The following is a 20,706-nucleotide window of genomic DNA, read 5'->3' on the forward strand; positions in this document are numbered from 1 at the left end:
TCTGGCGTTGACTTTTGGCACGCTGTTGAGTTCTCAAGGAACGGACACTTCCTTCAGGCCGCCTTCCAGCGGGCCCTCCGGGCGCTTCGTTCTTTTGTGTCTCCAGCCTATCAGATGTTTTCCGCTCCGTTTACCGAAGCTTTTTCCATCCGAAATCTGGTGTTAACCGCCGTCTCGCGGCGACCTGCCCAACCATAGCGGGTCGGCGGTCGGAGCGCGAATCGGGGCGCGCCGGGGGGTCGCCCGGACGGCGGCATGATTTGTTGCTCTCGCGAGCATATACAGCAATGGCCCTGATTCGCCAAGATGCCTGTAGAGTGCGGCGCATCGACCAAGAGGACTAGACCAGTCGCAGGCCAGTGAGACGCCGACCGGCAGGCGGGCGGGGGCGTGGTTCTTCGCCCGAGAATGTCAGCAGATGTCCGAAGTTGGCATGATTTAGGCTTTAGTTGATCGTGTGCCGCACCTTGCGGCAGCTCGCTTTATTGCGCACTTGGGAGGCACAAACATGACCATTGTGACGTCGCCGCTGACCGGCAAGGTCGTCGGGCTCGCCGGCGTGCCGGACCCGGTGTTCTCGGGTGCCATGGTCGGCCCGGGCACCGCGATCGACCCGGTCCGCCAGCCCACCGAGGCGTTCGCTCCGGTCGACGGCGTCGTCGTCTCCATGCACCCGCACGCCTTCGTCGTCGTGGACGCGGACGGGCACGGTGTGCTGACCCACCTGGGGATCGACACCGTGCAGCTGAACGGCGAGGGCTTCGAACTGCTCGTCAACAAGGGCGACATGGTGACCCGCGGCCAGGCCGTCATCCGGTGGGACCCGGCCGCCGTCGAGGCTGCGGGCAAGTCGCCGATCTCTCCGATCGTGGCGCTGGAGGCCGCTCCCGACTCGCTGGGTGACGTACGCGAGAGCGGCGAGGCCGAGGCGGGCGAGCAGCTGTTCAGCTGGAGCTAGCCAAAGGCGGCGCCGGGCCCGCAACCTGTGAGGCCGTCGGCGGACCGCGATGCCGCGGGCTGAGCCCACCGGCGCTACCTGTCTTGGCTCCCGGTGGAGAACCGGTAGGTGACTCCTCCCCCAACACGGGGGCTTCTCGCTTGGCTTGGTCATGCCTCATGACGGCCAAGCCCTGACCGCTGCCCGAGGACAGGGTCTCAGCGTATGGTGCGGCTCACAGTCGCGGGCCCAGATATCGAACTCCCCGCCGGTCAGCGTCCGGTGGTCCACTCGGAAGAAGGTCTGATGGAGAAGACACTGCGCGGCGTGGGTGTCAGCCACGGGGTCGCGATCGGCCAGGTGCGGCACATGGGCACGGCGGTCCTGGAGCCCCCGGCCACCCAGATCCCGACCAAGGACGCCCCGCGCGAGCAGGCGCGCGCCCAGGCCGCCGTCGAGGCGGTCGCTGCGGACCTGATCGCCCGCGGCAACCTGGCGGGCGGCGAGGCGCAGGCCGTGTTGGAGGCCCAGGCGCTGATGGCGCAGGACCCGGAGCTGATGGCCGACGTGTCCCGCCGGATCGCCGTCGGCAGCAGCGCCGAGCGCGGCGTCTACGACGCCTTCGCCGCCTACCGCGCGCTGCTCGCCTCCGCCGGGGAGTACCTGGCCGGTCGGGTCGCCGACCTGGACGACGTGCGCAACCGCATCGTGGCCCGGCTGCTGGGCGTGCCGATGCCGGGTGTGCCGGACAGCGACGAGCCGTACGTGCTGTTCGCGCGGGACCTGGCGCCGGCCGACACCGCACTGCTGGACCCGACCCTCGTGCTGGGCTTCGTGACCGAGGAGGGCGGGCCGACCAGCCACAGCGCCATCCTGGCGCGGGCGATGGGCGTGCCGGCCGTGGTCGCAATGCCGGGGGCGACGGACGTCGCCGAGGGCACCGTGGTCGCGGTGGACGGCAGCTCGGGCGACGTGCTGCTCGACCCCTCTCAGGAGAAGCAGGACGAGCTGCGGGCGGTCGCCGCCCAGCGCAAGGCCGCGCTGGCCGCCTCCTCCGGCCCGGGCCAGACCTCGGACGGGCACCGGGTGCCGCTGCTGGCCAACGTGGGTGGCCCGGCGGACGTGCCGGCCGCGCTGGAGAACGGCGCCGAGGGCGTCGGCCTGTTCCGTACCGAGTTCCTTTTCCTGGACGACTCGGCGAAGGCTCCCAGCGAGGGGAAGCAGGTCGAGGCGTACCGCAAGGTGCTGGAGGCCTTCCCGGAGGGGCGCGTCGTGGTCCGCGTGCTCGACGCGGGCGCGGACAAGCCGCTGGACTTCCTGACTCCGGCCGACGAGCCGAACCCGGCGCTCGGCGTACGCGGTCTGCGTACGCTCCTTGAGCACCCGGAGGTGCTGAGCACCCAGCTGCGGGCGCTCGCCAAGGCGGCCGAGGGCCTGCCGGTGCACCTTGAGGTGATGGCCCCGATGGTGGCCGACCGCAAGGACGCCAAGGACTTCGCGGCCGCTTGTCGGGAGGCCGGGCTGGACGCCAAGTTCGGTGCGATGGTGGAGATCCCGTCGGCCGCGCTGCGGGCCCGGGCGATCCTGCAGGAGGTCGAGTTCCTGTCGCTGGGCACCAACGACCTCGCCCAGTACGCCTTCGCCGCGGACCGCCAGGTCGGTGCGCTGGCCCGGCTGCAGGACCCGTGGCAGCCGGCGCTGCTGGACCTGATCGCCGCGGCCGCCGACGCGGCGCAGGCGGCGGGCAAGAGCTGCGGCGTCTGCGGTGAGGCGGCCTCGGACCCGCTGCTCGCCGTGGTGCTGACCGGTCTGGGTGTCACCAGTCTCTCCATGGGCGCGGCCTCGATCCCGTACGTGCGGACCACGCTGGCCAAGTACGCCCTGGCGCAGTGCCGTCGCGCCGCCGCGGCGGCCCGGGCTGCGGACAGCGCGGAGGAGGCGCGGGCCGCGGCGCAGCAGGTGCTGTCCGGCGAGTAAGCGGACATGTAGGAGAAGGGGCGCTCCCCACCACGGCGGTGGGGAGCGCCCCTTCGGCGTTTCTCAGGGCCGGTCAGGCCTGGCGGTCGGCCCTGACCTGCTCGAAGAAGCGCAGGTGGTCGATGTTGTCGACGGAGCCGGGGTTGACGGCCTTCTCCAGCGGGGTGCCGGAGAGGATCCGCTTGACCGGGACCTCGATGCGCTTGCCGGTGAGGGTGTGCGGGAGGCCGCGGACGGCGATGACCTCGTCGGGGACGTGGCGCGGGGAGAGTTCGGTGCGCAGCGAGGTGCGGATGCGGCCGATCAGCGCGTCGTCCAGTTCGGCGCCGGGCGCGAGGACGACGAACAGCGGCATCCAGTAGCCGCCGTCGGGCTCCTCCAGGCCGATGACCAGGGATTCGGCGATCTCGGGGAGGCGCTCGACGACCTCGTAGATGTCCGAGGATCCCATCCGGACGCCCTGGCGGTTGAGGGTGGAGTCGGAGCGGCCGTGGATGACGACGGTGCCGCGGGAGGTGACGGTGATCCAGTCGCCGTGGCGCCAGACGCCGGGGTACACGTCAAAGTAGCTGTCGTGGTACCGGGTGCCCTCGGGGTCGTTCCAGAAGCCGGTGGGCATGGACGGGATGGGCTTGGTGACCACGAGTTCGCCGACGGCGTCGGTGAGCGGGTGGCCCTGGACGTCCCAGGACTCGACGGCCGCGCCGAGGCAGGGGGCCTGGATCTCGCCGAGGTACACCGGGAGGGTTGGGACGCCGCCGACGAAGCAGGAGCAGACGTCGGTGCCGCCGCTGACGGAGGCGAGCCAGACGTCCTGCTTGACCTCGTCGTAGATCCAGCGGAAGCCGTCGGGCGGGAGCGGGGAGCCGGTGGTGCCGATGCAGCGGACGGAGGAGAGGTCCAGGTCACGGCCGGGGTGGAGGTCGGCCTTGCGGCTGGCGATCACGTAGGCGGCGGAGGTGCCGAGGACGGTGGCGCCCGTGCGGGCGGCGACGGACCAGAGGGCACCGGTGTCGGGGTGGCCGGGGCTGCCGTCGTAGGTGACGATCGTGGCCCCGACCAGGAGGCCGGCCAGCAGGAAGTTCCACATCATCCAGCCGGTGGAGGTGTACCAGAGGAAGCGGTCCTGGGGGCCGAGGTCGAGGTGGAGTCCGGCCTGCTTGAGGTGTTCGAGCAGGATTCCGCCCTGGCTCTGGACTATGGCCTTGGGCAGGCCGGTGGTGCCGGAGGAATAGAGCACCCAGAGCGGGTGGTCGAAGGGGACGGGTTCGAAGACCGGCTCGACGTCGTCGGCGACCAGGTCGTCCCAGTGCAGGGCGCCCTCGGGGGCGGGGGCGCCGAGCAGCGGGACGTGCACGACGGTGCGCAGGCTGGGCAGTTCGCGACGCAGCTCGGCGACGACGTCGGTGCGGTCGTGGTCCTTGCCGCCGTAGTGGTATCCGTCGATGGAGAAGAGGACGGCGGGTTCGATCTGCTGGAGGCGGTCGAGGACGCTGCGGGCGCCGAAGTCGGGGGCGCAGCTGGTCCAGATCGCGCCGACGGCTGCGGTGGCCAGGAGGGCGACGGCGGCCTGCGGGATGTTGGGCAGGTAGGCGCTGACCCGGTCGCCGGGGCCGATGCCGCGGGCGCGCAGGGCGGCGGCCAGGGAGCCGACCTGGCGGCGGAGCTCGGACCAGGTGAGCTCGACGGGCTGATCGGTGGTCTCGTCGAGGTGGAGGATCGCCGGGCGGTCGGCGTTGGCGGGGTCCTCGGCGGCGCGAAGGGCGTGTTCGGCGTAGTTGAGGCGGGCTCCGGGGAACCAACGGGCGCCGGGCATGGCCGGGTCGGCGAGGACGGCCTCGGGGGCCTGGGTGAAGCGGACGTCGAACCACTGGGTGACCGCGGTCCAGAAGCGGTCGAGGTCGGCGGTGGACCAGGCGTGCAGGTCGGCGTAGCGCTCAGCTGCCTGCTGGTCGTCCTCGGCCGGGGCGAGCGCGTCGGCCGGGGCGCCGTGGTGTTCGGCGGCCCAGGCCTGGAAGGCCACCAGGCTGGTGGCGGCGGCGCGAGCCGGGTTCGGGCGCCAGAGCGGCTGGTCCTGCGGTGGGGTGCTCACGATGGTGGTCTCCCGGCCGGTGGTGGGGACGGGGGAGCTCGTGGCCAACCCGTCCGGTTGGGCTGTCGGTGCAGACCATGCCATGCGATCGCCCGCTGCGCCAGGGTTGGCCGGTGGTGGCCCGGGTGCCTAGCGGTGGGTGAACTCGCCACCGAACCAGCGGCGGAGGATGCCGTTGTGGAAGTCCCAGACGAGCGGGGTATCGGCGGTGGCGAGCTGCCAGCCGTCGGTCTCGTCGGTGGGGCGGGAGTGCGGGAGCTCGCTGAGCGGGCGGGCGGGGAGCAGTCCGCAGAGCATGACGAAGCGGCCGTTGGGGTCGGAGGCCATGTGGATCAGGGTGACGTCGGCGGCGTCGGCCGAGATGCCGGTCTCCTCGCGCAGTTCGCGCACGCAGGCCTGCTGCCAGCTCTCGCCGTAGTCCATGTAGCCGCCGGGGAAGGCGAGTTGGCCGTAGCCGGGCTCGATGGTGCGGCGGATGACGACAAGGGCGGGGTCGGCGTCGGGGCGGGTGACAGGGAGGACGGCGACGGCCACGGGCAGCGGGTTGCGGTAGCTGATCTCGGTGCAGCCGGGGCAGGTGCGGGGCCAGCTGTCGGTGCCGGGCGGGTAGGCGGTGCCGCAGAAGTGGCAGTGGGAGAAGGCCCGGTGGACGGTCTGCGTCGCTTCGTCAGTGGTCATGGCCGGATCGTAGCCCTGTTCGTCAACGGCGTTCCTCGGGTTCCGGGCGGTCAGTGGGCCCGGCCGCCGCGCGGTGCGGTGTCGCCCGGCGCGGCGTCGCCGGGCGGCTCTTCGCGGGTGGGGCGGAGCAGGGCGGGGTGGAGCTGGCGGGCATCGCCAGCGTGGTAGGTACGGGCGCGGGGGCCGCCGCGGGCGCCGCCGCGTTCGGTGGTGGAGCCGGTGCTCTCGACGAAGCCGGGGACGGAGAGGACCTTGCGGTGGAAGTTTCCGGGGTGGAGCTTCTCGTCCCAGACGGCCTCGTAGACGGCGCGCAGCTCGGGGATGGTGAAGTCGTACGGCAGGAAGGCGGTGGCGAGCGGGCTGTACTCCAGCTTGGCGCGCACCCGGTCGAGGCCGTCGGCGAGGATGCGGGCGTGGTCGAAGGCGAGGGTGATCGGGCGGGGGCCGGTGTGCCCGTCGACGCCACCCCCGTGGGTGTCGGCGGGCACACCGGCGGCTCGGGCGGAACCGCAGGACCGCGGGCCCAGGTCAAGGTCGGCGACCGGGTGCCAGGCGGCGGCCGCGGCGTCCGTCCCGGCCTGGGGGTCGGGCAGGTCGGGGGCGAAGGCGAGGTAGGCGACGGAGACGACGTGCATGCGCGGATCGCGCTCGGGGGCGCCGTAGGTGCCGAGCTGTTCCAGGTGCAGGCGGCAGAGCGTGGCCTCGGCCTCGGAGGCGCCCTGGAGGCCGGTCTCCTCGGCGAGCTCGCGGGCCGCGGCTTCGTCCAGGCCCTCCTCCCCCGCGCGCAGGAAGCCGCCGGGCAGCGCCCAGCAGCCCTGGTAGGGCGGGGCGCCGCGTTCGACCAGCAGCACGTGGAGGTTGCCGCGGCGCAGCGTCAGGGCGACCACGTCGACGGTGACAGCGATGGGGGCGTAGGCGCGCGGGTCGTACGCGGCGAGCCACTCCTGCTCGGCCGCGGGCCCGGTGCTGGGCTGGCGGGACGGTTCGTCCGCTGCCATCGCGGGCTCCTCTCCACTCTCCGCGCTCTCCGCGCTCACCGGGGTGTCCGGTGCTGTCGTTCTCGGTCTGAGCACAACGTAACGACTGCCTTCCCCAGCGGCAAATGGCTTTCCCGGTCGGTGAGGGCGTCCAGCTTCTAGGCTGTGACCAGGAACGACCGTGCCCGAGGAGACCGAGATGCCGATTTCTCCCCCGTCGGACTTCGCCGCGGCGCTGGCGGCCGGTCCCCTGGTCCTGGACGGCGGGATGTCGAACCAGCTGGCGGCGGCCGGGCACGACCTGACGGACGAGCTGTGGTCTGCGCGGCTGCTCGCGGACGACCCGGAGGCGGTGGTGGCGGCGCACCGGGCGTACTTCGAGGCCGGGGCCGAGGTCGCCATCACGGCAAGCTACCAGGCGAGTTTCGAGGGCTTCGCCCGGCGCGGGGTGGGTCATACGGAGGCGGCCCGGCTGCTGGCGAGCAGTGTGGAGCTGGCCCGCGAGGCCGCGCGGGCCGAGCCGGGCGGGCGGCGGCGCTGGGTGGCGGCCTCGGTGGGCCCGTACGGGGCGGTGCTGGCGGACGGTTCGGAGTACCGGGGCCGGTACGGGCTGAGCACGGCGGAGCTGGTGGCCTTCCACCGGCCGCGGCTGGAGGTGCTGGCCGCGGCCCGGCCGGACGTGCTCGCGCTGGAGACGGTGCCGGACGCGGACGAGGCGCGAGCGCTGCTGGAGCTGGTGCGCGGGCTGGGGGTGCCGGCCTGGCTGTCGTACAGCGTGGCGGGCGACCGGACCAGGGCCGGGCAGCCCCTGGCGGAGGCGTTCGCGTTGGCCGCGGAGGTGGACGAGGTGCTGGCGGTGGGCGTCAACTGCTGCACTCCGCAGGACGCGGACCGGGCGGTAGCGCTGGCCGCCGGGGTGGCCGGCAAGCCGGTGGTGGTGTACCCGAACAGCGGGGAGGAGTGGGACGCCGACCACCGGAGCTGGCGCGGCGAGCCGACGTTCCGCTCGGCCCGGGTGGTCGGCTGGCTGGCGGACGGGGCGCGGCTGGTCGGCGGCTGCTGCCGGGTCGGGCCGGACGGGATCGCCGCGCTGGCGGCCGAGGTGACGGTACGGCGCGGGGTCGTGAGCGAGCGAACCAGTCGGAGGTGCGTGGGGGCGAATGCCCCTGCCGAGCGGAGCGAGGCGGGCGCATGAGCGAGCGCGGCGAGCGAATCATCAAGAGGTGCGTGTGGGCGAATGCCCCTGCCGAGCGGAGCGAGGCGGGCGCATCAGTGGCGTGGAGGGTTAGGAGTCGAGCCAGGCGCGCGGGAGGTTAACACCCGGCCGAGTGCGGGTTACCGAGGGGGAAGGTGCACGGACGGACGGCGGCCTGGCAGACTCGTCCCGTCACCACTGTGGTCGACATTGTCGACCGCCTGTCAGCGCGGAGGTATCCATGCCCGGCCCGATCCAGTCGCTCTCCCGGGCCGCCGCGATCATGCGCCTGCTGGCCGGCGGCGAGCGCCGCCTGGGGCTTTCCGAGGTCGCGACGGCGCTGGACCTGGCCAAGGGCACCGCGCACGGCATCCTGCGCACCCTCCAGTTGGAGGGGTTCGTCGAGCAGGACCCGGAGAGCGGCAAGTACCAGCTGGGCGCCGAGTTGCTGCGGCTCGGCCAGAGCTATCTGGACGTGCACGAGCTGCGGGCGCGGGCGCTGGTGTGGGCGGACGACCTGGCCCGGGCGGCCGGCGAGACCGTGTACCTGGGGGTGCTGCACCAGCAGGGCGTGCTGATCGTGCACCACGTGTTCCGCCCCGACGACACCCGGCAGGTGCTGGAGGTCGGTTCGATGCAGCCGCTGCACAGCACCGCGCTCGGCAAGGTGCTGGTGGCGTACGACCCGGTCGCGCGTGGGGAGTTGGGCGACGGCCCCTATGAGCCGTACACCCTGCGGACGTTGACCCGGGCGAGCGACCTGGACGAAGAGTGCGCGCTGATCCGGGAGCGCGGCTGGGCGGACTCCATCGAGGAGACCTGGGAGGGCGTGGCCTCGATCGGCGCGCTGATCCAGGACCGGCGGCGCAACCCGGTGGGTGCGGTGTGCATCAGCGGGCCGGTCGAACGGGTCTGCGAGGACGGCTTCGTGAGGCCCTCGCTGGTGGCTTCGGTGCGCAGCGCGGCGCGGGCGATCTCGCGCGACCTGGGCGCCGGAAGGTTCTGAGCACAGCAGTCGAATCGTCACGCTGAGGCGCGGACGGGCGGGAGGCCTGTCCGCGCCTTGGTGTTTTGTCCTGATTCCGGGCGCTCCGCTGGGTAACTTCGGGGAACGGCCCGAAGGAAGGGTCACAGCTGCGTAACCCTGCCTTGACGCGGGGGTGACCCGGGTAGGAAGCTTCCGCATGACGGTCGACATTGTCGAACGACGGCCGGGAAGATCACTCCCACAGTGCGCCCACCCGCACAGCGATCGACCGGCCCACCCCCCCCCCACCCGCACCTCCGGGCCATATGGACAAGGGAGTCTTTGTGTCCGCGTTCTCCAACGGCGACGTCTTCGTCGGCGAAACCCTCGGCACCGCCGCCCTGATACTCCTCGGCGGGGGCGTGTGCGCCGCCGTGACCCTCAAGAAGTCGAAGGCCGTCAACGCCGGCTGGCTGGCGATCACCTTCGGCTGGGGCTTCGCGGTCCTCATCGCCGCCTACATGACCGGTCCCAAGTCCGGCGCCCACCTCAACCCGGCCGTCACCATCGCGCTCGCGGTCAAGAGCGGCGACTGGAGCCAGGTGCCGCTCTACATCGGCTCCCAGATGCTCGGCGCGATGATCGGCGCCACGCTCGTCTGGCTCACCTACCTCGGCCAGTTCCAGGCCAACAAGGAACCCACCCTCGGCGTCTTCGCGACCGGGCCCGAGATCCGGAACCCGATCCAGAACGTGATCACCGAGGTCATCGGCACCTTCGTGCTCTGCATGGCGATCCTCACCCTCGGCGCCAACGACCTCAAGGGCATGGGCACCCTGATCGTCGCGCTCACCGTCGTCGGCATCGGCCTCTCTCTCGGTGGCCCGACCGGCTACGCGATCAACCCGGCCCGTGACCTCGGCCCGCGCATCATGCACGCCATCCTGCCGATCCCGGGCAAGGGCGACTCCGACTGGTCGTACGCCTGGGTTCCGGTGGTCGGCCCGATCCTTGGCGGCCTGGCGGCCGGCGGCGTCTACAACGCCCTCTTCTAAAGGCCCCGTTCCAAGGACAGAGTCGAACCCGCCGAACACGGGGACTGACCGAGCACGTGTCAGGCCCACCCACCCCGTAATCCCCCGAACTTGAGCCGAGGACCCTCCACATGACCTCCACTGGCAACTACATCGCCGCGATCGACCAGGGCACCACCTCCAGCCGCTGCATCATCTTCGGCGCCGACGGCCGGATCGTCGCCGTCGACCAGCAGGAGCACCGGCAGATCTTCCCGCAGCCCGGCTACGTCGAGCACGACGCCGCCGAGATCTGGACCCGGGTGCAGTCGGTCGTCCGCGGTGCGCTGGAGAAGGCCGGCCTGACCAAGGACGACATCCGCGCCATCGGCATCACCAACCAGCGCGAAACCACCGTCCTGTGGGACAAGCACACCGGTGAGCCGGTGCACAACGCGCTGGTGTGGCAGGACACCCGCACCGAGGCGCTCTGCCGCGAGCTGGGCCGCAACGTCGGCCAGGACCGCTTCCGCCGCGAGACCGGCCTCCCGCTGGCCAGCTACTTCGCCGGCCCGAAGATCCGCTGGCTGCTGGACAACGTCGAGGGCCTGCGCGAGCGCGCCGAGGCCGGCGACATCCTGTTCGGCACCATGGACACCTGGGTGATCTGGAACCTCACCGGCGGTGTCGACGGCGGCAAGCACGTCACCGACGTCACCAACGCCAGCCGCACCATGCTGATGAACCTGAAGACGCTGGCCTGGGACGAGAGCATCGCCGAGTCGATGGGCGTGCCGCTGGCCGTCCTGCCGGAGATCCGCTCCTCCGCCGAGGTCTACGGCGAGGCCGTCGGCGACCTGGCCGGCGTCCCGGTCGCCTCCGCGCTCGGCGACCAGCAGGCCGCGCTCTTCGGCCAGACCTGCTTCGACGAGGGCGAGGCCAAGTCCACCTACGGCACCGGCACCTTCCTGCTGCTGAACACCGGCGAGAAGATCGTCAACTCGTACCACGGCCTGCTGACCACCGTCGGCTACCGGATCGGCGACCAGGCCCCGGTGTACGCCCTGGAGGGCTCGATCGCCGTCACCGGCTCGCTCGTCCAGTGGCTGCGCGACCAGCTCGGCATCATCTCCACCGCCGCCGAGATCGAGACCCTCGCCAACACGGTCGAGGACAACGGCGGCGCCTACTTCGTCCCGGCCTTCTCCGGCCTGTTCGCCCCGTACTGGCGCTCCGACGCCCGCGGTGTGATCGCCGGTCTGACCCGGTACGTCACCAAGGGCCACCTGGCCCGGGCCGTCCTGGAGGCCACCGCCTGGCAGACCCGCGAGGTCGTCGACGCCATGCAGAAGGACTCCGGGGTCGAGCTCACCGCCCTCAAGGTCGACGGCGGCATGACCAGCAACAACCTGCTCATGCAGAACATCGCCGACGTCCTGGACGCCCCGGTCGAGCGCCCGTACGTGGCCGAGACCACCGCCCTCGGCGCCGCCTACGCGGCGGGTCTTGCCGTCGGCTTCTGGAACGACCTCGACACCCTGCGGGCCAACTGGCACCGCGCCGCCGAGTGGACCCCGCGCATGGACGAGGCCACCCGGGAGCGTGAGTACAAGAAGTGGCTCAAGGCCGTGGAGCGCACCATGGGCTGGGTGGAGGAGGACGAGAACAACTGACCGATGAGCCGGTCGGGGCCCCACGCCCCGGCCGGCCGCCCGCTGTTCAAGCAACGGGTGTCACCGCGTTTCGCCGGCCCGCCGCACCGGGCCGACCGGCCTCTCCCGCAGGGGCCGCACCGCACACGAGAGGAGTAACGGCGCAGCCCGACCAGCGCGCCGTACACAACCACCATGGCAACCATCCCGACCCTGGGCGCCGAGCGCACCGCCGGCCGCACCGCCTCCCGCGCCGAGACCCGCGAGCTGCTCGGCAAGGCCACCTACGACCTGCTGGTGATCGGGGGCGGCATCCTCGGCACGGCCGTCGCCTGGACCGCGTCCCAGGCCGGCCTGAAGGTCGCCATGGTCGACTCCGGCGACTTCGCCGGCGCCACCTCCAGCGCCTCGTCCAAGCTCGTCCACGGCGGCCTGCGCTACCTGCAGACCGGCGCGGTCAAGCTGGTGGCGGAGAACCACAAGGAGCGCCGCGCGCTCTCCACCGACGTGGCCCCGCACCTGGTCAACCCGCTGACCTTCTTCGTGCCGGTCTACAAGGGCGGCCCGCACGGCGCCGCCAAGCTCGGCGCCGGCGTGTTCCTGTACTCGGCGCTGTCCGCCTTCCGCGACGGCATGGGCCGGGTCTCCACCGCCGCGCACGCCGCCCAGCAGGTGCCCGCGCTGCGCACCGAGGGCCTGCGCTCGGTGGCCGTCTACGGCGACCACCAGATGAACGACTCGCGCGTCGCGGTGATGACCGTGCGCGCCGCGGTCGACGCCGGCGCCGTGGTGCTCAACCACGCCGAGGTCACCGGCCTGCGCTTCACCGGCGGCCGGGTCACCGGCGCCGAGGTGCGCGACCGCCTGGACGGCGCCGAGTTCGGCGTCAACGCCCGCCTGGTGCTCAACGCCACCGGCCCGTGGGTGGACCACCTGCGCAAGATGGAGGACGCCGGCGCCGCGCCGTCGATCCGCCTGTCCAAGGGCGCGCACGTCGTGGTCAAGCGCCGTGCCCCGTGGCGCGCCGCGCTGACCATCCCGATCGACAAGTACCGCGTCTCCTTCGCCATCCCGTGGGAGGACCACGTCCTGCTCGGCACCACCGACGAGGAGTACACCGGCGACCCGAAGGACGTCCGGGCCACCGACGCGGACATCGACCAGATCATGGGCGAGGCCGCGCACGCGATCCGCGACGAGCACCTCGACCGCGACCTGATCACCTACGCCTTCGCCGGCCTGCGCGTGCTGCCCGGCGGCCCGGGCGACACCGCCGCCGCCAAGCGCGAGACGGTCGTCACCGAGGGCCGCGGCGGCATGTTGTCGGTCTCCGGCGGCAAGTGGACCACCTACCGTCACATCGGCCGCACCGTGCTGGAGAAGCTGGCCCACGTACCCGGCACCAGCCTCGGCGAGGACATGTCCCCGATCGCCCCGACCGTGCCGCTGCCGGGCGTCGGCGCGCCGAACGCGGTGGCGCACCGTCTGCTGATCGACCGTGAGCCGGGCTCGCGGATGGAGCCGCTGGTGGCCAAGCACCTGGCCAGCCACTACGGCACCCTCTCCTTCGAGATCGCCCGCCTGATCGACGAGAACCCGGAGCTCGGCCGGCCGATCCACGAGGACGGTCCGGACGTCTGGGCGCAGGTCGCGTACGCGGCGGACAGCGAGTGGGCGTACACGGCGGACGACGTGCTGCGTCGCCGTACCACCATGACGGTGCGCGGGTTGGACACGCCGGAGATCCGGGCCGAGGTCGAGGCCTTTCTCGCGGAGCGTGGAACCAAGTAAGCACAGCCTCGCGGAGCGTGGAACCAAGTAAGCACAGCCTCGCGGAGCACGCTGGTAAGTAACTGCCGCACGGCGGGCGGGCGTTCGGGACTTCCCCGGGCGCCCGCCCGCTGTTTTGCGTCAGATCGGCAGGCCCGCCTTGACCACGTGCTTGAGGTGCCGGTCCGGGCGGGTGAGCACGGTGAGGTCGGCCAGCGGGTCACCGTCGACGACCAGCAGGTCGGCGTGGGCGCCCGGGGCGAGGGTGCCGATCTCCCCCGCCATGCCGAGCAGCCGGGCCGCCGTGGTGGTCGCCGAGCGGAGTACGTCGACGGTCGGCTGGACGGTGGCGCGCAGGGTGAACTCCTCCAGTTGGGCCGGGTGCAGCGGGCCGAGCAGGTCGCTGCCGTAGACCAGGTTGACGCCCGCGCGGTGGGCTCGCTCCAGGGCTGCCAGGCCCTGGTCCCGGACCTCGGCGAGCTTGCCGATGGAGGCCGGCGGCAGGCCCGAGGCGGCGCCGAGCTTGGCGGTCTGCTCGTAGGCGACCAGGGTGGGGACGAGGAAGGCGTCCTTCTCCAGCAGCAGCGCGATCGTCGAGTCGTCCAGCAGGTTGCCGTGCTCGACGCAGCGCACGCCGGCCCGCAGGGCGCGGTCGATCGCGCGCGGGTGGTAGGCGTGCACGGTCACGTAGCGGTTGTGGTTCTCAGCCTCCTCGACGGCCGCCCGGATCTCCTCCTCGCTGTACTGGACGGCGGCGATCTCGTCGTGCGGGGAGGCGACACCGCCGGAGAGCAGCACCTTGAGGTGCCGGGCGCCCTTGCGGAACTCGTCCCGGGCGGCGGCGCGCACGGCGTCCACGCCGTCGGCGATCCGGCCGAAGTTGGGGCGGGCCTCGCAGCACGGCATCGAGTCGGTGCCGAGCGGGCGCAGGTCGCCGTGGCCGCCGGTCTGGGAGAGCGCCTTGCCACCGTGCAGCAGGCGGGGGCCGAGCGCCAGGCCCTCGGCGAGGGCGCGGGTCATGCCGTAGTCAGCGCCGCCGACGTCACGGACGGTGGTGAAGCCGCGGCGCAGCATCCGCTCGGCCTCGCCGAGGGCGCGGACGGTCGCGTAGCCCGGGGTCCAGTTGGCGACGTCGGGCAGGTCGAGCGAGGTGACCAGCAGGTGGACGTGGGCGTCGATCAGGCCGGGCAGGACGGTGCCGCCGCCGGCGTCGAGGACGCGGACGTCCTCGACGGCGGCGGGCGGGCGGCCCGTGCCGGTGGCGGTGATCCGGCCGTCGGCGGCCTCCAGCCAGCCGCGGTCGGTGCGGGTGCCGTCCTCGGGGTGGAGCAGGTGGGCGTTGGTGATCAGCAGTCGGTTCGGTTGGTTCACGGCGGTCGTCCCCTCCGGTTCAGTACGGGCCATATTGAATACGACTCGTACTGAATACACCATGTATCTTTCTCCTGTGAACCCACCCCCGGCCGAAGCCGCCGCTCCCCGACCACCCCGCCGCCGCGTCCACACCCGCGCCCGGCTGCTCGCAGCGGCGAGCGAGCTGTTCCTCACCGTCGGGTTCGCACGGACGAGCATCGAGGACGTCTGCGCCGCCGCCGGCTACACCCGCGGGGCCTTCTACTCGAACTTCGGCAGCAAGGAGGACCTGCTGCTGGCGCTCTTCGACGACCAGGCCGCCAAGCGGATGGCCGAGCTGGAGCAGCTGGCCGCCACCTGCGAGGCGCTGGCGCCGAACGAACGGGCCCGGCTGCTGGCCGAGGCGCTGCTGCGGGTCGAGCCCGCGGAGACCGGGTGGATCCTGCTGTTCCTGGAGTTCCGGTTGGTCGCGGCCCGGTCCGAGGCGCTGGCCGAGCAGGTCGCCGCGCACGACCGGACAGTGGCGCGGGCGGCGGCGGACGTCCTGGAGCGGGCGCTGCCTGAGCTGGTGCCCCCGGGGGCGAGTGCCACGCAGGCGGCGGCGGTGATCCTGGCGGCGCGCGAGGGGCTGCTGGCCCGCACGGCGGCCGGCGGCGCGGTGGCCGAGGAGCTGCTGGCGGCGACGGCGGCGGTGCTGTCGGGGCTGCTGGGGCACTGACGGAACGCCGAAGGGGCGGCACCCGTACGGTACGGGTGCCGCCCCTTCGCGTGCGCGCCTGACGGACTAGATGATCAGGCTCAGCGGCATGATCAGGGCGATGGCGACGACCGAGATCACCGTCTCCATCACCGACCAGGACTTCAGCGTCTGCCCGACGCTCATCCCGAAGTACTCCTTCACCAGCCAGAAGCCAGCGTCGTTGACGTGCGAGAGGAACAACGAACCGGCGCCGACCGCGAGCACCAGCAGGGCCGAGTGGGTCGAGGACATGGTGGCGGCGAGCGGGGAGACGATGCCGGCCGCGGTGATGGTGGCGACCGTCGCCGAGCCGGTGGCCAGGCGGATCAGCACCGCGATCAGCCAGCCCAGCAGCAGCGCGGAGATGTGCCACTTGCTCGACCAGTGACTGACCATGTCGCCGACACCCACGTCGATCAGGGTCTGCTTGAAGCCGCCGCCCGCACCGACGATGAACACGATGCCGGCGATCGGGCCGAGCGACCTGCCGACGGTGTCGGAGATCCGGGCCTTGTCGAAACCGGCCGCCCTGCCGAGGGTCAGCATGCCGAGCAGGGTCGCGGCGAGCAGCGCTATGAGCGGGGAGCCGATGAAGTCGAACACCCGCTGGCCCATCGCCTTCGGATCGTCGATCACCACATCGGCCAGCGCCTTGCCGAGCATCAGCACGACCGGCAGCAGGATGGTCGCCATCACCACGCCGAAGGACGGGGTGCGCTCGCGCTTGACCGCCTCCCCGGAGGCGATGGCGGTCGGGATCTCCAGCGGGCCCACCCAGCGCTCGGCGACCCGGGCGAACAGCGGACCGGCGATGACCAGGGTCGGGATCGCGATCAGCAGGCCGAGCGCCAGGGTGATGCCCAGATCGGCCTTCAGCGCGTCGATGGCGACCAGCGGCCCCGGGTGCGGGGGAACCAGACCGTGCAGCACCGACAGGCCGGCCAGGGCCGGGATGCCGACCCGCACCAGCGGCACGTTGCCGCGGCGGGCGACCAGCAGCACGATCGGGATCAGCAGGACGACGCCGACCTCGAAGAACAGCGGCAGGCCGAGCACGGCGGCGATCAGGGCCATCGCCCACGGCAGCGCCTTGTTGCCGGTCCGAGACAGCACGGTGTCCGCGATGATGTTGGCGCCGCCGGAGTCCGCGAGCAGCTTGCCGAGCATCGCGCCCAGACCGATCAGCAGACCGACGCTGGCCACGGTGGAGCCGAAGCCCGTGGAGAAGCTGTTCAGCAGCTTGTCGAAGGGGACGCCCGCGATGGCGGCCAGCAGGCCGGAGCCGATCGTGAGGGCGAGGAAGGGGTGCAGCTTCAGCTTGGTGATCGCCAGCACGATCGCGCCGATGCTGACCAGCACCGCGATCAGCAGCTGGGTGTTGCTGCTGGTGTGCGGCAGGGCTGGCGAGGCGGCCGCCAGGAGGGTGGGGGCAATACTCATGCGCCCGCCTCGCTTCGCTCGGCAGGGGCATTCGCCCGTACGCGCCTTCTGATGGCTCGCTCGCTTCGCTCGCTCACGTGAGGTCTCCATTGACGGGCCGCAGCAGCACCGCGGCCTTCTCGACGAGTTCTTCGGGGGACGGGCCCACGTCCAGGACGGCGCCGCGCTCGTCCGTGCCCAGGGGTTCCAGGGCGGCGTACTGGGAGCCGAGCAGCGACGCCGGCATGAAGTGGCCGGTGCGGTGGGAGAGCCGGTCCTCGACCAGCTCGTGACCGCCGCTGAGGTGCAGGAAGAAGGCACCCGGGGCGTCCGCGCGCAGGATGTCGCGGTAGCCGTGCTTCAGCGCCGAGCAGGTGACCACGCCGCCACTGCCGTCCTCGGTGCGTTCCTTGAGCCAGGCGCCGATGGCGCGCAGCCAGGGCTCGCGGTCCCGGTCGTCCAGCGGGATGGCGGCGGACATCTTGGCGATGTTGGCCGGCGGGTGGAAGTCGTCCGCCTCGGCGTAGGGGAGATCGAGGCGGTCGGCCAGGAGGCGGGCCAGGGTCGTCTTGCCGACGCCGGAGACGCCCATCACCACGACGGTGAGGGGTGCGGCCGGGTGGTCGTGGTTCTCGACACTGAGAGCCATGGGTGGTGCTCCTTCGTTGCAGGCCGCCACTATCGCCTCAAAGATATGACGTATTAAAGGGGGAGAAGCCAAATCGTCATACTTTTAGTTCCCTGGGGAAGGGGTCGCCACAGGCCGGGTGCCTGCGGCACATGGAGCGGCGGGGCAGGGCGGGGGCCGCGAGATCGAAGGCCCGGGGGCGAGCGGACGCAGGCCGGCGAGGCGGGTCACATGGCGGGTTGCCGGGGTGGCCGGAGGGTGACGTGGGGCTCTGGACGGCGGGCGTCTACGCTGGGCGGATGGAGATCCAGGGGTTGCCCGGTCGAGTGCTCGACGAGCTCGGGCCGGCGATCGCGTCGGGGGAGATTCCCGAGGGCGCGGTACTGCGCGGGGAGGAGCTCGAGGAGCGGTTCGGGGTGTCCCGGACAGTGGTCCGGGAGGCGGTGCGGGTCCTGGAGGGGATGCGCCTGGTGGCCTCCCGGCGACGGGTCGGGATCACCGTGCAGCCCAAGTCGCTCTGGGACGTCTTCGACCCGATGGTGATCCGCTGGCGGCTGGCCGGCTCGGACCGCTCGGCCCAGCTGCGCTCGCTCGGTTCACTGCGGGTCGCCGTCGAGCCCGCCGCGGCCGCGCTCGCCGCCGTCCACGCGACCGACGACGACCGGCGCGAACTCGGCTCGCTGGCCGTGGAGCTGACGGTCACCGCACGGGCGGCCGACCTGGCCACCTTCCTCGAGCACGACATCGCCTTCCACGCCCTGGTGCTGCGCGCCTCCGGCAACGAGATGTTCGCCCACCTCGGGGACACCGTGGGGGCGGTGCTCACGGGCCGGACCGAGTACCATCTGATGCCCCATCAGCCTGAGCCGTACGCGGTCCGGCTGCACCGCGAGGTCGCCGAAGCGATCTGCGCGGGGGACGCCGGCCACGCCGAGGCGGCGATGCGCACGATCGTGACGGGCGCTCTGGAAGAGCTCAACCAGCAGTTGGGCTGAGCGGCACCCGGCGCGCGCCGACGGGGCGCTGCCGCCTGCCCGGATGACATGATTTGGCGGCAATTCGGTGGATTCGGACGCATAGTACGGGTTCGGCGGGGCAGAGTGAGGCGAGGGGGCGCGTAACGCGAGCGCCTGCTCCGTGTCCGCCACCGAATTCGCGCCTGGGGGTCGCCCGATGCCCGTGCCACGCCGCCGTCGCCGCCTGCCCGACGAGGTGCGCGCCGCCGCAGTCCGGGCGGTGCTCTGCCTGGCCTTCACACTGGTGGGCGTGGTGGTCGCGACCCTGGCCTCGTACGCGGGCAGTTGGCTGATGACGCCCGCGCTGATGGCGATGGGGCTCGGGGTGTTCGGCACGATGTGGTGCCTGCTGGAGATCCTGATCTCCCGCCAGGTCGCCGCCCAGCGGATGCGCGGGCCGAACTCCGCGTACCCGATGGCGGGCAGCCGGGTGGCCCCCGAGCCGCTGGCCGCCCGTCCGCTCCCCCGCCCCGGCGGCGCGGCGCCGCAGCAGTACCCGCCCCAGCAGCCGCACGCTCCGCAGCCGCCGTGCCAGCGCCGGGTGCCGAGCACCTAGCCGCACCCAAGTACGACTCCCGGTCCGGCGTCAGGGCACTCCCCTAGAGTCGGGCGCATGAGGTTCTTCCGTTCCAAGACAGCACCCCAGTACGACCCCGATCTCACGGCCCTGACGACCGACCAGGCCGACCACCTGCGCGAGCTGGTGCGCCAGTACCACGCGGGCGTCGGCGTGCAGGCGGCCGTCTCCGGCCAGTCCGTCCACCGGGCCGAGGGCGCCAGCAACCTGTACAACCTCGCCGAGTTCTGCCGCCGCGCCGAGCCGGGCGAGTGGCCCCGGCTCGTGGAGCGCCACTTCCGTGCACTGGCCGGCGCCGCGGAGTCGACGCCGGACGGCCAGGACGATGTCCTCCGCTGCGCCTACCTCCGGCTGATCGCCGACGACGCGATCCCGGCCGAGATGGCGCCCTCCTTCAGCTACCTCCGCCCGGTCGCCACCGGCCTGCTGGAGGCCCTCTGCCTGGACCTGCCGGAGACCGTACGGACGCTGGACGACCGGTTCGTCGCCGAGGTCGGCCCGGAGCGGCTGCGGGCCGCCGGGCGGGCCAACCTGATCGCCGATCCGGTGGAGTTCGACGCCCTGGAGGGCCCGACCGAGGGCTCGACCCTGTACGCGGTGACCGGCGACTCGATGTTCGTCGCCAGCAAGGCGCTGGTGCTGGACGAGCTGGCCCGCGCGGCGACCGGGCGCGAACTCCCCGAGGAGGGCGCCCTGTTCACCGTGCCCAGCCGGGACTACCTGTTCTTCCACCCCCTGACCGAGTCCAAAGTCGCGGGTGCCGTCAACGACTTGGCCTCGATCACGCTGCGCGTCCACTCGGAGAACCCGGGCCCGCTCTCGCCCCGGCTCTACTGGTGGCACCAGGGCACGGTCACCAACCTGACGCAGATCGACGAGGCCCGGCGTTCCTTCTCCATCGTGTTGCCCGCCGAACTCATGGCGATCCTCCGCCGGTTGACGGACAGTTAACCGACCGGGACGGCCCGGTAGTGGGTGGTGGGCCGGCCGTCCCCGTCCAGGACGTGGAAGGCGAGCATCGGCGGGTGGCCGAAGGAGATGCCGCGCCCGCCCTCGCAGGGCAGCGTGGTGGTGGAGACCACACCGGGCGCGACCAGCACCGGCAGTCCGGCGAAGGCGGTCACGGCGGGGGTGTGGGAATGGCCGCAGAGCAGGGCGCTCACGCGGGCGTGCCGGCGCAGCACCCGCGCGAGGCGCACCTCGCCGAACTGACGGATCCCGTCGACCATCGGTATGTGCAGCTCGACCGGCGGGTGGTGGAAGGCCACCAGGGCGGGCATCTCGGTTCGCCCTGAGCCGAGTTGGGCGTCCAGCCAGTCCAGCGTGCCGTCGTCCAGCAGACCGTCGTGCTGGCCGGGGATGGACGAGTCGAGCATCAGCACGTCGGCGCCGGGGAGTTGGTGCAGCCGGTTCACCGGCCCCTCCCCCGGCGCCTCGCCGAGCAGCACCTCGCGGTAGGGCGCCCGGCTGTCGTGGTTGCCGGGGCAGGTGAGCACCGGGTGCCGGGAGGCCAGCACCTTGGCCACCTGCTCGTACTCGGCCGGCAGGCCGTGGTCGGCGAGGTCGCCGGTGACCAGCACCGCGTCCAGTGGGCCGGGCAGGGCGTTGAGGTACGCCATCACCTGCTCGGCCCGCCGCCGGGCCCGCTTGCCGCGGTCCCGGCGGTGCTCCTGGCCGAGGTGGATGTCACTGAGGTGCGCGATCGTCAGCATGCCG

At 72.3% G+C, this 20,706-nt stretch carries 18 protein-coding genes; 11 read left to right on the forward strand and 7 right to left on the reverse strand.

Annotated elements, in window-relative coordinates; translation table 11 throughout:
* Nucleotides 1-508: 508 nt before the first annotated feature.
* Complete coding sequence (locus ACWC9T_RS21890) at nt 509-958, forward strand: PTS sugar transporter subunit IIA (protein ID WP_449822714.1); 450 nt, start codon at nt 509-511, stop codon at nt 956-958.
* A gap of 285 nt (nt 959-1,243) precedes the next feature.
* On the forward strand, nt 1,244-2,914 hold the full coding sequence (ptsP, locus tag ACWC9T_RS21895; protein WP_449822715.1) for a phosphoenolpyruvate--protein phosphotransferase: 1,671 nt from the start codon (nt 1,244-1,246) through the stop codon (nt 2,912-2,914).
* Nucleotides 2,915-2,987: 73 nt separating this feature from the next.
* On the opposite strand, the gene ACWC9T_RS21900 is transcribed toward ptsP, so the two are convergent.
* The 3 genes from ACWC9T_RS21900 to ACWC9T_RS21910 all read right to left on the reverse strand — a co-directional run bounded on the left by ACWC9T_RS21900 (nt 2,988) and on the right by ACWC9T_RS21910 (nt 6,682).
* The gene (locus tag ACWC9T_RS21900) at nt 2,988-5,006 is read right to left on the reverse strand and encodes an acetoacetate--CoA ligase (RefSeq protein ID WP_449822716.1); all 2,019 of its coding nucleotides are present in this window, start codon (nt 5,004-5,006) and stop codon (nt 2,988-2,990) included.
* 129 nt (nt 5,007-5,135) lie between these two features.
* The gene (locus ACWC9T_RS21905) at nt 5,136-5,684 is read right to left on the reverse strand and encodes an NUDIX domain-containing protein (RefSeq protein ID WP_449822717.1); all 549 of its coding nucleotides are present in this window, start codon (nt 5,682-5,684) and stop codon (nt 5,136-5,138) included.
* Between the two features lie 50 nt (nt 5,685-5,734).
* Nucleotides 5,735-6,682: an NUDIX hydrolase gene (locus ACWC9T_RS21910; RefSeq protein ID WP_449822718.1), complete on the reverse strand. Its 948-nt coding sequence runs from the start codon at nt 6,680-6,682 to the stop codon at nt 5,735-5,737.
* A gap of 178 nt (nt 6,683-6,860) precedes the next feature.
* Here ACWC9T_RS21910 and mmuM point away from each other — a divergent pair, with 178 nt between their 5' ends.
* The 5 genes from mmuM to ACWC9T_RS21935 all read left to right on the forward strand — a co-directional run bounded on the left by mmuM (nt 6,861) and on the right by ACWC9T_RS21935 (nt 13,279).
* On the forward strand, nt 6,861-7,856 hold the full coding sequence (mmuM, locus tag ACWC9T_RS21915; RefSeq protein WP_449822719.1) for a homocysteine S-methyltransferase: 996 nt from the start codon (nt 6,861-6,863) through the stop codon (nt 7,854-7,856).
* A 241-nt stretch (nt 7,857-8,097) separates the two neighbouring features.
* The gene (locus tag ACWC9T_RS21920; RefSeq protein WP_449822720.1) at nt 8,098-8,862 is read left to right on the forward strand and encodes an IclR family transcriptional regulator; all 765 of its coding nucleotides are present in this window, start codon (nt 8,098-8,100) and stop codon (nt 8,860-8,862) included.
* 287 nt (nt 8,863-9,149) lie between these two features.
* Nucleotides 9,150-9,878, forward strand: a complete 729-nt coding sequence (locus ACWC9T_RS21925; protein ID WP_449822721.1) for an MIP/aquaporin family protein — start codon at nt 9,150-9,152, stop codon at nt 9,876-9,878.
* 110 nt (nt 9,879-9,988) lie between these two features.
* Nucleotides 9,989-11,509, forward strand: a complete 1,521-nt coding sequence (glpK, locus tag ACWC9T_RS21930; protein WP_449822722.1) for a glycerol kinase GlpK — start codon at nt 9,989-9,991, stop codon at nt 11,507-11,509.
* Nucleotides 11,510-11,683: 174 nt separating this feature from the next.
* Nucleotides 11,684-13,279: an FAD-dependent oxidoreductase gene (locus ACWC9T_RS21935; RefSeq protein WP_449822723.1), complete on the forward strand. Its 1,596-nt coding sequence runs from the start codon at nt 11,684-11,686 to the stop codon at nt 13,277-13,279.
* A 120-nt stretch (nt 13,280-13,399) separates the two neighbouring features.
* Here the strand turns inward: ACWC9T_RS21935 and ACWC9T_RS21940 are convergent, their stop codons facing one another.
* On the reverse strand, nt 13,400-14,629 hold the full coding sequence (locus tag ACWC9T_RS21940; protein ID WP_449822724.1) for an amidohydrolase family protein: 1,230 nt from the start codon (nt 14,627-14,629) through the stop codon (nt 13,400-13,402).
* A gap of 76 nt (nt 14,630-14,705) precedes the next feature.
* Between ACWC9T_RS21940 and ACWC9T_RS21945 the strand changes: the two genes are divergently transcribed.
* A complete protein-coding gene (locus ACWC9T_RS21945) occupies nt 14,706-15,329 on the forward strand; it encodes a TetR/AcrR family transcriptional regulator (RefSeq protein WP_449822725.1) in 624 nt (207 codons plus the stop codon).
* Nucleotides 15,330-15,395: 66 nt separating this feature from the next.
* Here the strand turns inward: ACWC9T_RS21945 and ACWC9T_RS21950 are convergent, their stop codons facing one another.
* Together ACWC9T_RS21950 and ACWC9T_RS21955 are read right to left on the reverse strand one after the other, a co-directional pair.
* On the reverse strand, nt 15,396-16,790 hold the full coding sequence (locus ACWC9T_RS21950; protein ID WP_449822726.1) for a GntT/GntP/DsdX family permease: 1,395 nt from the start codon (nt 16,788-16,790) through the stop codon (nt 15,396-15,398).
* Nucleotides 16,791-16,863: 73 nt separating this feature from the next.
* Complete coding sequence (locus ACWC9T_RS21955) at nt 16,864-17,418, reverse strand: gluconokinase (protein WP_449822727.1); 555 nt, start codon at nt 17,416-17,418, stop codon at nt 16,864-16,866.
* A 278-nt stretch (nt 17,419-17,696) separates the two neighbouring features.
* Here ACWC9T_RS21955 and ACWC9T_RS21960 point away from each other — a divergent pair, with 278 nt between their 5' ends.
* The 3 genes from ACWC9T_RS21960 to ACWC9T_RS21970 all read left to right on the forward strand — a co-directional run bounded on the left by ACWC9T_RS21960 (nt 17,697) and on the right by ACWC9T_RS21970 (nt 19,941).
* Nucleotides 17,697-18,392, forward strand: a complete 696-nt coding sequence (locus ACWC9T_RS21960; protein ID WP_449822728.1) for a FadR/GntR family transcriptional regulator — start codon at nt 17,697-17,699, stop codon at nt 18,390-18,392.
* A 178-nt stretch (nt 18,393-18,570) separates the two neighbouring features.
* Nucleotides 18,571-18,969 (forward strand): hypothetical protein, encoded by a 399-nt coding sequence (locus tag ACWC9T_RS21965; RefSeq protein ID WP_449822729.1) that lies wholly within the window; start codon nt 18,571-18,573, stop codon nt 18,967-18,969.
* A 57-nt stretch (nt 18,970-19,026) separates the two neighbouring features.
* On the forward strand, nt 19,027-19,941 hold the full coding sequence (locus tag ACWC9T_RS21970) for a hypothetical protein (RefSeq protein ID WP_449822730.1): 915 nt from the start codon (nt 19,027-19,029) through the stop codon (nt 19,939-19,941).
* Here ACWC9T_RS21970 and ACWC9T_RS21975 read toward each other — a convergent pair.
* Nucleotides 19,938-20,702 carry a metallophosphoesterase gene (locus ACWC9T_RS21975; protein ID WP_449822731.1) on the reverse strand — a complete coding sequence of 255 codons (765 nt, stop codon included), beginning with the start codon at nt 20,700-20,702 and terminating at the stop codon, nt 19,938-19,940. The two genes, ACWC9T_RS21970 and ACWC9T_RS21975, sit on opposite strands and share 4 nt — an antisense overlap.
* Nucleotides 20,703-20,706 lie beyond the last annotated feature (4 nt).

This window comes from Kitasatospora sp. NPDC001159, from assembly GCF_053598235.1.